This is a genomic window from Pseudomonas sp. M2(2023) (assembly GCF_030263955.1).
Lineage (GTDB): Bacteria > Pseudomonadota > Gammaproteobacteria > Pseudomonadales > Pseudomonadaceae > Aquipseudomonas > Aquipseudomonas asiatica.
Genome location: NZ_CP127114.1, coordinates 4,871,671 through 4,886,180, shown reverse-complemented (window position 1 = coordinate 4,886,180; position 14,510 = coordinate 4,871,671). Strand labels below are relative to the sequence as shown.

The window sequence follows — 14,510 nt, the reverse complement described above, 5'->3', positions numbered from 1 at the left end:
GCAAGTGAACGATACCCTCGCTCCGTCTGCCCGGAATGAAGGCGACGCCCTGGCCAGCGCCGTGGCCAAGGTCAAGCGCCACGTCCTGCCGCTGTTCGTCATCATGTTCATCGTCAACTACCTGGACCGCGTCAACATCGGCTTCGTCCGCCCCCATCTGGAAAGCGATCTGGGCATCAGCGCCGCGGCCTATGGCTTTGGCGCCGGCCTGTTCTTCATCGGCTACGCGCTGTTCGAAGTGCCCTCGAACATGCTGCTGCAGAAGGTCGGCGCACGGTTGTGGCTGACCCGCATCACGTTCACCTGGGGCCTGGTGGCCACGGCCATGGCCTTCGTGCAGAACGAAACCCAGTTCTACGTGCTGCGCTTTCTGCTGGGCGTTGCCGAAGCGGGCTTCTTCCCCGGTGTGATCTACTACTTCACCCGCTGGTTGCCGGCCGCCGAGCGTGGCAAGGCGATTGCCATCTTCCTCAGCGGCTCGGCATTGGCCTCGCTGATTTCCGGGCCATTGGCCGGTGCGCTGATGCAGATCCAGGGCTTGGGCATGCATGGCTGGCAATGGATGCTGTTCATCGAAGGCATGGCCTCGGTGACGCTGTGCTTCTTCGTGTTCTTCTGGCTCGACTCCAGGCCGCAGGACGCCAAGTGGCTGAGCCAGGCCGAGCAGGAAGCACTGGTGGGCGCCATCGATCGCGAGCAACTTGAGCGCGAAGCGGTCGGCGCGGTCAGGCCATCGGCCTGGAGCCTGCTCAAGGACCGCCAGATCCTGCTGTTCTGCCTGATCTACTTCTGCATCCAGCTGACCATCTACGCCGCCACCTTCTGGCTGCCGAGCATCATCAAGCGCATGGGTGACCTCAGCGACCTGCAGGTCGGCTTCTTCAACTCGATCCCGTGGCTGATCTCGATCCTGGCCATGTATGCCTTCGCCGCCGGCTCGGCGCGCTGGAAGTTCCAGCAGGCCTGGGTCGCAGGTGCGCTGGTGATCGCTGCCATCGGCATGTTCATGTCCACCACGGGTGGGCCGGTGTTCGCCTTTGTCGCGGTGTGCTTCGCGGCCATCGGTTTCAAGTCGGCATCGTCGCTGTTCTGGCCGATCCCGCAGGGCTACCTGGATGCCCGCATCGCCGCAGCTGTGATCGCGTTGATCAACTCGGTCGGTAACCTCGGCGGCTTCGTCGCCCCCACCACCTTCGGCCTGCTGGAGCAGCAGACCGGTTCGATCCAGGGCGGCCTGTACGGCCTGGCGGTGACCTCGGTGCTGGCAGCCATTGCCATCTTCTTCGTACGCACTCGCCCAAAGGGCGCCCCTTCCGATGACCTCAAGGCCCCTTCGGCCCTGGGTCAGAGCCATTGATGACTGCGAGACAACAACCATGAACATGCAGACCCTTCACACCAGCACCCCCGTGGTCACTGATCTGCGCGTGATCCCCGTCGCCGGGCACGACAGCATGCTGCTCAACCTTAGTGGTGCCCATGGCCCGTTCTTCACCCGTAACGTGGTGGTGCTGCGTGACAGCGCCGGCAATACCGGGTTGGGCGAGGTGCCGGGCGGCGAGAAGATCCGCCAGACACTGGAGGACGCCCGCAGCCTGGTGGTCGGCCAGCCGATCGGCCATTATCAGCGCGTGCTCAATGCCATGCGCCAGACCTTCGCCAACCGTGACTCGGCTGGTCGCGGCCTGCAGACCTTCGACCTGCGCATCACCGTGCATGCGGTGACGGCCATCGAGTCGGCGCTGCTCGACCTGCTCGGCCAGCACCTGAACGTGCCGATGGCGGCGCTGCTGGGCGAGGGGCAGCAGCGCGAGGCGGTGAAGATGCTCGGTTACCTGTTCTACATCGGCGACCGCCAGCAGACCGACCTGGCATACCGCAGCGAAGCCGATGCCGAGGACGACTGGTTCCGCCTGCGCCACGAAAAGGCCCTGACCCCGGACGCGGTGGTGCGTCTGGCCGAGGCCGCCAAGGCGCGCTATGGCTTCAGCGACTTCAAGCTCAAGGGCGGGGTGTTGCGCGGCGAGGAGGAGATGGAAGCGGTAACGGCGCTGGCCGAGCGCTTCCCCGAAGCCCGCATCACCCTCGACCCGAATGGTGCCTGGTCATTGAAGGAGGCCATTGCCCTGTGCCGCGACAAGCACGATGTGCTGGCCTATGCCGAAGACCCGTGCGGTGCCGAGAACGGCTACTCGGGCCGTGAGGTGATGGCCGAGTTCCGCCGCGCCACCGGCCTGCCCACCGCCACCAACATGATCGCTACCGACTGGCGGCAGATGGGCCATGCGATCCAGTTGCAATCGGTGGACATCCCGCTGGCCGACCCGCACTTCTGGACCTTGCAGGGTTCGGTACGGGTGGCGCAGATGTGCAACGACTGGGGGCTGACCTGGGGTTCGCATTCCAACAACCACTTCGATATCTCGCTGGCAATGTTCACCCAGGTGGCGGCTGCGGCGCCGGGGGAAATCACTGCGATCGACACCCACTGGATCTGGCAGGACGGCCAACGCCTGACCCGCGAACCACTGCGCATCGTCGACGGGCATGTGCACGTGCCGGCGCGGCCGGGGCTTGGGGTGGAGCTGGATGAAGACCAGTTGGCCAAGGCGCATGAGTGCTACCGCAACATGGGGTTGGGCGCGCGGGATGACAGCGTGGCAATGCAGTTCCTGATTCCGGGGTGGAGCTTCGATAACAAGCGGCCTTGCCTGGTGCGTTGAGGCTGCTGGCCTCTTCGCGGGCTTGCCCGCTCCCACAGGTACACCACAGGTTTGAGGGGCGTGGAGTACCTGTGGGAGCGGGCGAGCCCGCGAAAGGGCCAGTACAGCCAAAACACACCCAAATGAAAAACAAAAGCTCCAGACGGCCTGGTGACGGGATCGGGTATGCCATTCGCAACTTCTGACGTTAATGGGGATGCCCTGTCGTGATCGAACAGTTCCGGGGCGTTCTCGTGTAATTTCCCACAGCCCTGCGGGGCTTAAATGAAGCCCGACCTGCGCTGGCACGTTGCTCTGTGACGCGTGCCAAATATCAACAACAGAGCGCGAGTAACGTGTCGACTTATTGATTTCAAAGGAGATATTTTCGCCTACACCTGCCCGTCCATCCTTGTGTCAGTAAAAAGAGAACAACATCAATGAACACCGTGGGATCTGATGGCAACCTTGCACAAGGTTTCAAGCCACGTCACGTAACGATGCTGTCCATCGCCGGCATCATCGGCGCCGGACTTTTCGTCGGCTCTGGCCACGCCATCGCGGCAGCCGGGCCAGCTACCATAATTTCCTATTTCGTGGCCGGGACCTTGGTGGTACTGGTCATGCGCATGCTCGGCGAAATGGCCGTGGCACACCCGGACACCGGATCGTTTTCCACCTACGCCGAGCAGGCCATCGGCCGCTGGGCCGGCTACACCATCGGTTGGCTGTACTGGTGGTTCTGGGTACTGGTAATCCCGATCGAAGCGCTGGCCGCCGGGCATGTGCTGAACGCCTGGTTCCCGCAGGTGGACAGCTGGATATTCGCCCTGGCTTCGGTGCTGCTGCTGGCTGGTACCAACCTGTTCAGCGTGGCCAAGTACGGTGAGTTCGAGTTCTGGTTCGCCATTCTCAAGGTCACGGCCATTCTCGGTTTCATCGGCCTGGGTTTCGCCGCACTTATGGGCTGGCTGCCCAACCGCGAGGTCAGTGGCCTGAGCAGCTTGATGGCCGAGCACGGCGGCTTCGCGCCGAAGGGCTGGTCGGCCGTGGTTGGTGCGTTCATCACCGTGATGTTCAGCTTCATCGGCACCGAAGCGGTGACCATCGCCGCGTCCGAATCGAGCGACCCGTCGCGCAACATTGCCAAGGCCACTCGCTCGGTGATCTGGCGCATCAGTACCTTCTACATCCTGTCGATCTTCGTGATCATTTCGGTGGTGCCGTGGAACGACCCGCAGCTGGCGGTGGTGGGCTCCTACCAGCGTGCGCTGGAGATCATGAACATCCCCAACGCGGCCTTCATGGTCGACCTGGTGGTGCTAGTGGCAGTGACCAGCTGCATGAACTCTTCGATCTATATTGCCTCGCGGATGATGTACTCGCTGGCCAAGCGCGGTGACGCACCGGCCATGCTCAACAAGACCTCCAAGGTCGGTGTGCCACGCGCTGCGGTATTCGGCAGCACGCTGATCGGCGCGGCCATTGCCATCCTCAATTACTTCGCGCCGAAGGGTGTGTTCGAGTTCCTGCTGGCCAGCTCCGGTGCTATTGCCTTGCTGGTGTACATGGTCATCGCGATTTCGCAGCTGCGCATGCGTCGTCGCCTGGAGCGGGAAAACACCGAGCTGAAGTTCCGCATGTGGCTGTTCCCGTACCTGACCTGGGCGGTGATCCTGTTCATTGGCGGCGCACTGGCGGTCATGATGTTCACGCCTGAACACCGGGCAGAGGTGAGCTCGACATTGGGCCTGGCGATCGTGATTTCCTTCCTGGGGATCGTGACCACGCGGGGCAATGCGCAACCTGTGGGGGTGCGTTCGATGGGGTGATTGAGTTCACCTGGCGGTAGGGCAAAGGGCACCAGTGGATGGGTGCCCTTTGTTTTTTCAGCCTTTCATCATCTTGATGTATCTGATTGCCGCCGGCGCTTTCTCGAAGCGCCGGTGGATCAGGCTAAGCCACGAGCTGGCCTGGCAGTCGACAATACGCCGGTAGTGCACCTGCGGCAGGCTGATGCGCTGCACCACCGATTCCGGCACCACTGCGATGCCTTGGCCGAGTGACACCAGGGTGATCACCGCCACCAGGCTGCCCGGCTGAGGGCCGAGCCTCGGGACGAAACCACCTTGTGCTGCCACTTCCAGCGTGCCGGAGATCTGTTCGGGCAGGATGAAGGTTTCATTGGCCAGGCGCGAGGCCGGGATCTGCGGCACTTCATTTATCCGTGAGCTGGCGGGCAGGGCGAGGACGAAACCTTCCTGGTGCAAGGCGATAGCTTCGAGTTCCTCGGGCAGCTCCATCGGCGAGCGCACATAGGCAAGGTCAAGCAGGCCGTCGCGGACCATACCGGGCAGTTCGGCCATGGGCAGTTCGCGAATGTTCAGGCGTACGCCGGGGCAGGTTTCGCTGTAGCGGCTGACTTGCTGCTGGAGCGTGCCCGAGTACGCGGCCGAAGCCACATAGCCCAGTTCGATGCGCCCGCTTTCGCCTCGGGCGGCCCGTTGCGCGCCCAGTTGTGCAGCATCGAACTGGCGCACGGCATGTTCGGCCTCGATCAAAAGCGCCTGGCCCGCTGCGGTGAGGTTGACCTCGCGCTGGTTGCGCTCGAACAGGCGCACGCCCAGTTCGCGCTCCATGTCCTGGATCTGCCGGCTGAGCGTGGGCGGGGCGATGCCCAGCTGTTCGGCGGCACGGGTGAAATGACCGTGGCGGGCGACGCAGAGGAAGTAGCGGAAATGGCGGATTTCCATGGGTGTTACCTGCAGGGTAATGACGCAAGCCGCCGTGGCTAACAAGCCTGGGGGCTGTTGGCGTTATGGTGAGGCCAACACTACAAGGCTGGTGGCTTGGCGGCAAAGGCTGCCTGGGAATTGCAGGGGACCGCTTTGCAGTCCATCGCAGGTACAGGTATTGCGCAATCCTCGAAGGCGGTGCGGTCCCTGTAGGAGCTGGCTTGCCTGCGATGGGCTGCAGGGCAGCCCCGGCGATTTGACCAACCAGCCCTGCATCCGGAGCCTCACCATGCCCTCTGCGAGTTTCACCCTGCTCACCGCCTCCCTGGTCTGTGCCCTGATCATCCTCGACACCAACATCGTCGCGGTCAGCCTGCCCAGCATCGCCCGCGACCTGTCCGGCTCGTTTGCCGATATCGAATGGGTGGTCAGCGCCTACCTGCTGGCCTTTGCCGCCTGCCTGCTGCCCGCTGGCAGCCTGGCCGACCGCTTTGGTCGCCGCCGCATGCTGCTGCTCGGCCTGGCCCTGTTCGGCCTCGCCTCGCTGGCCTGTGGCGCGGCGCCCAACCTGCTGTTCCTCGACCTGGCCAGGGCAGCCAAGGGCGTTGGCGCGGCATTGCTGCTGACCTCGGCCCTGGCCGCGATCGGCAATCGCTTCCACCAACCCCAGGAACGCATGCGCGCCTGGGCCTTCTGGGGCGCCTGCATGGGCGCCACCATCACCTTTGCGCCGCTGCTGGGCGGGTTGATCGCCAGCACCCTTGGCTGGCGCTGGATCTTCTACATCAACCTGCCGTTGGTGGCAGTGCTCGCAGTGATGGTGCTGCGCAGTGTCGAAGAGTCCCGTGACAGCGCTGCGGCCCGGCTCGACCCATGGGGCAGCCTGACTTTCGCCGGCAGCCTGGGTTACCTGATCTGGGCAATGATCGATGCCAACCAGGTGGGCTGGGGCAGTGCGCAAACCCTGGGACGGCTGGTGATCAGCGCCTTCCTGTTCGGCCTGTTCGTCATGGTCGAGCGCAGCCAGGAACGGCCGATGATCGACCTGCGGCTGATGCGCAGCGGGCGCTTCGTTGGCGCCTTGCTGGGGATGTTTGCCTATGCTGCCTGCGCCCAGGTGATGATGACCCTGCTGCCACTGTACTTGCAGAACGGCCTGCAGCTGTCGGCCCTGGCCGCAGGGGCGGGCATGCTGCCGTTTGCCGTGGCCATGCTGCTGACGCCACGCCTGGGCATGCGTCTGGCTGCACACTTGAGCCCGGCGCAGGTATTCGCACTCGGCCTGGTTTTGGTCGGGGCGGGTAACCTGCTGTGTGCCTGGGCCACTCAGCAAGGCGGTTACGGTGCATTCGCCCTGGCAAGCCTGGTGCTGGGTGCCGGTGCCGGGCTGCTGAATGGCGATACGCAGAAGAACATCATGGCTTGCGTACCGCGTGAGCGTACCGGCATGGCTTCGGGGTTGAGTACAACCACGCGGTTCGGGGCGATCGTGCTGGCCATCGGTGGGTTGGGGGGTGTGCTGGCTGCACGTAGTGGGCAGTTGCTGTATGAGGCCATGGCTGCCGTGGCGCCTGGGCAATCGGGCCAGGTTTCCGCGATGGCTACCCGGGTTGCCGCGGGTGATTTGCAGGCGGCGTTGGCGTTGCTGGAGCCCAGGTTGCGGGAAACGGTGGCACCCTTGGCCCGCCAGGCGTTCATCGGGGGCTTCGAAGCCGTGTTGCAGGTCGCCGGTGTGGCGGCGCTGCTGTTCGCGATGCTGGTTGGCGTGTTGCTGAGCCGGCCGCTGCCGGCCGTGCCGGAAGTGTTGCTGGCTGAGAGGCAATCATGAAGCTGGCGGCGGGCATCACGACCTGGCGACTGGGGCGACCAGCGCTTGCTGTCACTCACGTGGTGGAAGCCGTGTTTGGGTTGAGAGACCAGTGAATAGCAAACCGGCGCAGGGGGTATCTTTGGGAAACGCCCTATGCGGAAAAGCCTGATTCTGACTTTGTGGGCTCGCACAACCCAAAATCCAGGCACAAAAAAAGACGCCCGAGGGCGTCTTCTTCTTTGGAATTTGGTGGAGCCGGGGGGATTTGAACCCCCGTCCGCCAGTACTCCGCTGTCGGTACTACATGCTTAGCCGTGTCTACTGAGTTAATCCGCAGCCGCCCGACGGGCAGGGTGCTTTGGACGAGTTGGGTAAGTTTTAGTCGCTTTGCCCCCAACGTGCTACACGACGATCCTGTTCTGTATGACAATCATTTCGGGTTTACAGGCATCCCCTGATGATTGCTGGAGCCGAAGCTACCAGAAGGTCGGGCTCGGCTGCTTACGCAGCGAGAGCGTACTCCGCCTCGAAGTTTTCGTCATTGGCAACTATAGAAAGTTGCAACAGTGGATTTACGAGTTCTGTTACCAACTCGGCATGCACCTAGAGTTTCGCTACCGGCGTCGAATCCTGATCGGCCCCACACTAGCTCTAAGCTAACGCACCTTACGGTACGTGAGGCGGAGTATACGCCATTGCGCGGGCGACGTCGACAGCCAGTCCGGTCGCCCGCTTTTGGGCTCACGCGCCGCTACCGCCGCCGCTGGTGCCGCTGCCTTTCTCCGTTTTTTCCAACCGCTCCAGGACTTTACTGGTGATGGCGATGCATTCCTTGGTGTCCCCCGATGCCTGGGCAGCCTTGGCTTTGTCGACGTGCTCGGTGATGGCCTTGTCCAGGCCTTCGGAGGTAGCGCCGGCGGTGGCCATGCTGTCGTCGATCTTTTGCAGGTTGGCGGTGCAGAGGTCTTCGGCGGCGAATACCGGCGAAGCCAGCAGGGTGGCGGCCGCGAACAGGGCCGAAAGCGCGGTACCTTTCATGGGAGTCTCCTTCTGGGCCTCTGGAAGGTGGGCCTGTAAGGATGGACTGCGGGGGATTGGCGGGGGTTCAATCGGGATGGCACCGGCTTTGCCGGTGTTCGCGGCTGAAGCCGCTCCTACAGGTACAGCGTGGGCCCAAAGCCGGCGCGGTACCTGTGGGAGCGGGCGTGCCCGCGAAGCAGGCTGCGCGGTGTATGGCACCGGCTGCGCCGGTGTTCGCGGGCATGCCCGCTCCTACAGGGATTGCGGCAGCTATCAGGTTTTGTGTTAAACGGTCATATGCTACGCGGCCGGGTGACGCGGTCTACCAGGTAGACCAGCCCGTGGTAGTCGATGCCGCTATGGCTGGACAGGCCGATCTCGCAGGTGCGGCTGGTGGAGATGCCTTCGCTGCAATATTGCACCGCATCCTTCAGGCTGCGCAGCGAGTGGGCGTTGAGCTCGGGGGTGGTGAAGCCTTTGTCACCGGCAAAGCCGCAGCAGTGTATGCCCTCCGGGATCACCACCTGTTTGCTGCAACGCCGCGCCAGGTCGATCAGCGCCTGGCTTTCGCCCAGGTGCTGGGTGCTGCAGGTCACATGCACGGCCACTGGTTCGTCCTGGGGGGTGAACTCCAGGCGCTCGAGCAGGTGGGTGCGGATGAAGCGCACCGGGTCGTACAGGTCCAGCCGGGTGTCGTTCAGGTCCTGCACCAGGCGCAGAGTGCAGGGGCTGGTGTCGCAGTAGATCGGGTCGAGGCCGCCGCGGCTTGCGTGCAGCAGGGCGGCAATCAGTTCCTGGCGTTTGTGCTCGGCCTGCTCGGGGTAGCCCTTGGAGGCAAACGGCTGGCCGCAGCACAGGCTGTCGGCATTGTCGGGGAATACCACCTGGTAACCGGCCTTTTCCAGCAGGGCGCGGGTCTTGTCCAGCAGCGAACTCTGCTCGCGGTCGGCATAGGCCGGGCCCATCACCCGCGAGACGCAGGCAGCCAGGTACACCACGCGAGGGCGGGCGTCGTTGCTGGCCGGGCCAAAGTCCAGTGGGCGCAGTGGTTGTGGCATCGCCGGGGTCCACTTTGGCAGGCGGCCTTTGCTGGCTTTGTTCAGCGAAGCGCTCAGGCGGCCCAGGCGTGGGGCGCCGAGCAGCTTGCGTGCGGTATTGGCGGCGGTCAGGGTCAGGCGCGCGCCGCCCAGGGCGGTGTGGAAGTGTTCGGCTAGCCAGTCGGCGGTTTTTTCGTGTTCGGCGGCCTGGCTGCGCAGTTTCTTCACCAGTTCGCCGGTGTTGATGCCAACCGGGCAGCGCTGGGCGCACAGGCCGGTGGCGGCGCAGGTGTCGATGCCCTGGTACTGGTAGGTCTGGCGCAATTCCCGGGTGTCGATGCCGGCGCGCTGTTTGGCCTGGATGTCACGCCACATGACGATGCGCTGACGTGGGCTGAGGGTCAGGCCTTTGGAAGGGCACACCGGTTCGCAGAAGCCGCACTCGATGCACTTGTCGACGATCTCGTCGGCAGCGGGCAGCGGCTTGAGGTTTTTCAGGTGGATGTCCGGGTCTTCACTGAGCACCACGTCGGGGTTGAGGATACCGTTGGGGTCGAGCAGGCGCTTGAGCTTCCACATCAGTTGATAGGCGTCGTGGCCCCATTCCAGCTCCACAAACGGTGCCATGTTGCGCCCGGTGCCGTGCTCGGCCTTGAGCGAGCCGCCGAACTCCACCGCCACCAGTTGCGCCACATCGTCCATGAAGGCCTGGTAGCGGGCGACTTCCTCGGCGCTGTTGAAACCCTGGGTGAAGACGAAGTGCAGGTTGCCTTCCAGGGCGTGGCCGAAAATGATCGCTTCATCGTAGCGATGCTTGTCGAACAGCTGGATCAGGCGGTTGACGCCTTCGGCCAGTTGCTCGATGGGGAAGGTGACGTCTTCGATGATGACGGTGGTGCCGGTCTGGCGTACGGCGCCGACGGCGGGGAAGGTGTCCTTGCGGATCTTCCACAGCTGGTTGTACACGGCGGGGTCTTCGCTGAAGTCCACCTGCTGTTCCAGTGGGAAGTCGGCGATCGAGGCCATCACCTGTTGCAGCTGTTCATGCAGCAGGCTCTGGCTGGCGGCACGGGACTCGATCAGCAGGGCGCAGGCGTTGTCCGACAGGCCTTTTACCCACAGAGGCATGCCGGGCATGTTCTGCACCGAGCGAAGGCTGCGGCGGTCGAGCAGTTCAACGGCCGAGACCGGCTGGCGCTTGAGAACGGTCACCGCGCGGCAGCAGCTTTCCACGCTGGGGAAAACCAGCAGTGCGCTGGCCTTGTGCGGGTGGTCGGGCACGGTGTCGTAGGTGACGGCACTGATGAAGCCCAAGGTGCCTTCGGAGCCGACCAACAGGTGCTGCAGGATATCCAGCGGTTGGTCGTAGTCCACCAATGCGTTCAGCGATAGGCCAGTGGTGTTCTTCAGCCGGTATTTGTGCCGGATGCGCTCGGCGAGTGCAGTGTTGGCGCGGGTCTCGCGGCCCAGGCGGGCCAGTGCTTCCAGCAGGCCGGCGTGGCTGGCCTCGAACGCGGCGACGCTGGCCGGGTCTTCGCTGTCCAGGCGCGTGCCGTCGGCCAGCACCAGGCGCAGGCCGGCCAGGGTGTGGTAGGTGTTCTGCGCGGTGCCGCAGCACATGCCGCTGGCGTTGTTGGCGACGATGCCGCCAATCTTGCAGGCGTTGATCGACGCCGGGTCGGGGCCGATCTTGCGCCCGAAGGGAGCCAGCCAGGCATTGGCCTGGGCGCCGATGACGCCGGGCTGCAAGCGGATCTGCTCGCCTTGGCCGCGGATTTCGCGGCCGTTCCAGTTATCGCCCAGCACGATCAGCACCGAGTCACTGATGGCCTGGCCGGACAGGCTGGTGCCGGCGGCGCGGAAGGTGACCGGCACCCGCTCGCGCTGGGCCAGTTTGATCAGGCCGACCACTTCGTCTTCTGACTCGACGCGCACCACCAGCTTGGGGATCAGCCGGTAGAAGCTGGCATCGGTGCCGAAGGCCAGGGTGGAGGTGGGGTCGTCGAAGCGGCGTTCGGCGGGGATCAGGCGCTCGGCATCACGCAGGAACGCGGCGGGCAGGCTCATGCAGTCTCCTCGCGGGGCCGTGGCGTCTGTGCGCCACATGCCCCGGGTCAATCAGGCGGTCGTTCTTGCGGGCGGTCAGGCGCCCAGTTCGCGTACCAGCGAGTCGCGGGTGATCTCGCTGATCGACTTGGCGCCGGTCAGCACCATCGCTACGCGCATTTCCTTTTCGAACAGCTCCAGCAGGTTTTTCACCCCGGCCTGGCCGTGCACGGCAAGGGCGTAGAGGAAGGCGCGACCGATCAGTACGGTATCGGCGCCCAGGGCGATCATGCGCACCACGTCGAGGCCGCTGCGGATGCCGGAATCGGCGAGGATCTTCAGGTCACCTTTGACCGCATCGGCAATTGCCGGCAGGGCGCGGGCGCTGGACAGCACGCCGTCGAGCTGGCGGCCGCCGTGGTTGGACACGACGATGCCGTCGGCACCGAACCTGACCGCATCGCGGGCGTCATCGGCATCGAGAATGCCTTTGATGATCATCGGGCCGTCCCAGAACTCGCGGATCCACTCCAGGTCTTTCCAGGAGATCGACGGGTCGAAGTTGTTGGCCAGCCAGCCGATGTAGTCGGCAAGGCCGGTGGGGTTGCCACGGTAGGTGGAAATGTTGCCCAGGTCGTGTGGGCGCCCCATCACGCCGACATCCCATGCCCACTCGGGGTGGGTCATGGCTTGTAGCACGCGGCGCAGCGGGCCGTTCTTGCCGCTCATGCCAGAATGGGCGTCGCGGTAGCGGGCGCCGGGTGTCGGCATGTCGACAGTGAACACCAGGGTCTTGACCCCGGCGGCCTTGGCCCGCTCCAGGGCGTTGCGCATGAAGCCGCGGTCCTTGAGAACGTACAGCTGGAACCACATCGGCCGGTCGATGGCCGGGGCCACTTCTTCGATCGGGCACACCGACACCGTGGACATGGTGAACGGAATGCCGTGGGCCGCCGCCGCACGTGCCGCCTGCACTTCACCACGGCGGGCGTACATGCCGGTGAGGCCGACCGGGGCCAGGGCCACCGGCATGCTCAGGGTTTCGTCGAACAGCTTGGTCTGCAGGCTGAGCTCGGACATGTTCTTCAGCACGCGCTGACGCAGGGCAATGCTGGCCAGGTCCGAGACGTTGTGGCGCAGGGTGTGCTCGGCGTAGGCGCCGCCGTCGGCATAGTGGAACAGGAAGGGAGGCAGCTTGCGTTGGGCCGCGGCGCGATAGTCGGTAGAGGCAGAAATGATCATGGATTCTCGCAGCGTTGCGTGTGGGGATTGCCGGGCGCGCGATGGCGCCCGGCCCCTTTCACTTTAGTGATGAACCAGCATGCCGGTCAGCCAATAGGCCTGGATCAGGGTGATCAGGCCGACGATGGTGGCGAAGAACAGGCTGTGCTTGACGGTAAAGCGGAACAGGTCGGATTCCTTGCCAACCAGGCCGGTGGCGGCGCAAGCCACGGCGATCGACTGCGGCGAGATCATCTTGCCGGTCACGCCGCCGCTGGTGTTGGCCGCTACCAGCAGAGTGTCGTTGACCCCGATCTGGTGCGCGGTGGTGGCCTGCAACGAGCTGAACAGGGCGTTGGACGAGGTGTCGGAACCGGTCAGGAACACACCCAGCCAGCCGAGGAACGGCGAGAAGAACGGGAACGCGGCACCGGTACCGGCCAGCACCAGGGCCATGGTCGAGGACATGCCCGAGTAGTTGGTGACGAAGGCGAAGGCCAGCACCATGCCGATCGATAGGATTGGCCAGCGCAGCTCCCAGAAGGTTTCCTTGAAAGTGGTCAGACCAGTTTTGAAGTTGATCTTCAGCACGGCCATGGAGATCAGCGCCGAGAGGAAGATCGCGGTGCCGGTGGCAGAGATCGGGTCGAGCTTGAACACCGCTGGCATGGCGGTTGGCGCGGCGACGATCGGTGCGGACTTGATCACCAGTTGGTCGAGGTGCGGGATAGCGAAGTTGAACACGAAGTTGTACATCGCGCCGCCCGGGGCGAAGGCCGCCTTGAACGGTTTCAGGGTCCAGATGGTGACCAGCACAGTGAGGATCAGGAACGGCGACCAGGCTTTGAAGATCTCGCCAAAGCTGTAGGGGCTTGGTTGGCTGCCGCTTGGCTGGACCACGGCGGCACCGACGCTGCCCTTGGCTTCGGCGAACGAACGCTTTGGCTGCCAGACTTTCAGGAACAGGGTCAGGGCGATCAGGCTGGCCAGGGCCGAGGTGATGTCCGGAAGCTCCGGGCCGATGAAGTTCGAGGTGAAGTACTGGGTGACGGCGAAGCTCAAGCCGGCGACCAGGGCGGCAGGCCAGGTTTCCTTCACGCCACGCAGGCCGTCCATCATGAATACCAGCCAGAACGGTACGAACAGCGACAGCAGCGGCAGCTGGCGACCGGTCATGGCGCCAATGTGGAAGGCGTCGATGCCGGTAACCTGGCCGGCCACGATGATCGGGATGCCCAGGGCGCCAAAGGCCACTGGCGCGGTGTTGGCGATCAGGCACAGGCCGGCGGCGTACAGCGGGTTGAAGCCCAGGCCCACCAGCAGCGCGGCAGTGATTGCCACCGGTGCACCAAAGCCCGCCGCACCTTCCAGGAAGGCACCGAAGCAGAAACCGATCAGCAGCACTTGCAGGCGCTGGTCGTCGGTAATCGACAGCACCGAGCTGCGGATCACTTCGAACTGGCCGCTCTTGACCGTGAGTTTGTACAGGAACACCGCGGCAACGATGATCCAGGCAATCGGCCAGAGGCCGTAGAGGAAGCCATAACCTGCAGCGGCGAATGCCATGTCGACAGGCATCTGGAAGGCGAAGATCGCCACCAGGATCGACAATGCGAGGGTGATGCTGCCGGCCACGTGGCCTTTGAGGCGGAACACCGCGAGGGCAAGGAAGAAGAAGACGATGGGGATGACCGCCGCCAGTGCGGACAGGCCAAGACTACCAAGCGGACTATAGATTTGTTGCCAGGTTTGCATATGGGGTGGCCCCTAATTGTTGTTGGTCAGGCACTGGCATTGGATAATTGGTAAGACCAATTTACAATGGCTGGGCGCTAGGTTAAAAGCGTCTTCGTGGGTGTGTCAATTTGTCCCGTGCAAAACTTTGGTCGTGTGCCGATGAGTGGGCATCTGATGGGCGGGGAAAATCGTCGGCTGGTGG

Annotated in this window: 9 protein-coding genes and 1 other RNA gene; 4 read left to right on the top strand and 6 right to left on the bottom strand. The window is 63.9% G+C overall.

Annotated features, from left to right (window positions below; translation table 11 throughout):
• Positions 1-4 precede the first annotated feature (4 nt).
• From QN085_RS22450 to gabP, 3 genes are all read left to right on the top strand, one after another.
• Entirely contained in the window at positions 5-1,357 is a 1,353-nt protein-coding gene (locus tag QN085_RS22450; protein ID WP_013974311.1) for an MFS transporter, read from the top strand.
• A 19-nt stretch (positions 1,358-1,376) separates the two neighbouring features.
• Entirely contained in the window at positions 1,377-2,723 is a 1,347-nt protein-coding gene (gene gudD, locus QN085_RS22445) for a glucarate dehydratase (protein ID WP_013974310.1), read from the top strand.
• 419 nt (positions 2,724-3,142) lie between these two features.
• Positions 3,143-4,534 carry a GABA permease gene (gene gabP / locus QN085_RS22440; RefSeq protein WP_003258117.1) on the top strand — a complete coding sequence of 464 codons (1,392 nt, stop codon included), beginning with the start codon at positions 3,143-3,145 and terminating at the stop codon, positions 4,532-4,534.
• 57 nt (positions 4,535-4,591) lie between these two features.
• Here the strand turns inward: gabP and QN085_RS22435 are convergent, their stop codons facing one another.
• Entirely contained in the window at positions 4,592-5,455 is an 864-nt protein-coding gene (locus QN085_RS22435) for a LysR family transcriptional regulator (protein WP_013974309.1), read from the bottom strand.
• A 271-nt stretch (positions 5,456-5,726) separates the two neighbouring features.
• Here QN085_RS22435 and QN085_RS22430 point away from each other — a divergent pair, with 271 nt between their 5' ends.
• A complete protein-coding gene (locus QN085_RS22430; protein ID WP_041506373.1) occupies positions 5,727-7,265 on the top strand; it encodes an MFS transporter in 1,539 nt (512 codons plus the stop codon).
• Between the two features lie 229 nt (positions 7,266-7,494).
• On the opposite strand, the gene ssrA is transcribed toward QN085_RS22430, so the two are convergent.
• From ssrA to QN085_RS22405, 5 genes are all read right to left on the bottom strand, one after another.
• Positions 7,495-7,889: a transfer-messenger RNA gene (gene ssrA / locus QN085_RS22425) on the bottom strand.
• Between the two features lie 99 nt (positions 7,890-7,988).
• Entirely contained in the window at positions 7,989-8,285 is a 297-nt protein-coding gene (locus QN085_RS22420) for a PA2433 domain-containing protein (protein WP_013974305.1), read from the bottom strand.
• A gap of 275 nt (positions 8,286-8,560) precedes the next feature.
• Positions 8,561-11,371, bottom strand: coding sequence for an FAD-binding and (Fe-S)-binding domain-containing protein (locus QN085_RS22415; RefSeq protein WP_013974304.1), 2,811 nt, complete (start codon positions 11,369-11,371; stop codon positions 8,561-8,563).
• Positions 11,372-11,446: 75 nt separating this feature from the next.
• A complete protein-coding gene (gene lldD, locus QN085_RS22410) occupies positions 11,447-12,592 on the bottom strand; it encodes an FMN-dependent L-lactate dehydrogenase LldD (RefSeq protein ID WP_013974303.1) in 1,146 nt (381 codons plus the stop codon).
• Between the two features lie 63 nt (positions 12,593-12,655).
• The gene (locus QN085_RS22405) at positions 12,656-14,326 is read right to left on the bottom strand and encodes a lactate permease LctP family transporter (RefSeq protein ID WP_013974302.1); all 1,671 of its coding nucleotides are present in this window, start codon (positions 14,324-14,326) and stop codon (positions 12,656-12,658) included.
• Between the last annotated feature and the right edge of the window lie 184 nt (positions 14,327-14,510).

Coding starts and splice junctions, on each gene's coding strand:
- QN085_RS22420 (WP_013974305.1), bottom strand. CDS start 8,285: ATGAAAGGTACCGCGCTTTCGGCCCTGTTCGCGGCCGCCACCCTGCTG.
- gudD (WP_013974310.1), top strand. CDS start 1,377: ATGAACATGCAGACCCTTCACACCAGCACCCCCGTGGTCACTGATCTG.
- QN085_RS22435 (WP_013974309.1), bottom strand. CDS start 5,455: ATGGAAATCCGCCATTTCCGCTACTTCCTCTGCGTCGCCCGCCACGGT.
- gabP (WP_003258117.1), top strand. CDS start 3,143: ATGAACACCGTGGGATCTGATGGCAACCTTGCACAAGGTTTCAAGCCA.
- QN085_RS22415 (WP_013974304.1), bottom strand. CDS start 11,371: ATGAGCCTGCCCGCCGCGTTCCTGCGTGATGCCGAGCGCCTGATCCCC.
- QN085_RS22430 (WP_041506373.1), top strand. CDS start 5,727: ATGCCCTCTGCGAGTTTCACCCTGCTCACCGCCTCCCTGGTCTGTGCC.
- QN085_RS22405 (WP_013974302.1), bottom strand. CDS start 14,326: ATGCAAACCTGGCAACAAATCTATAGTCCGCTTGGTAGTCTTGGCCTG.
- lldD (WP_013974303.1), bottom strand. CDS start 12,592: ATGATCATTTCTGCCTCTACCGACTATCGCGCCGCGGCCCAACGCAAG.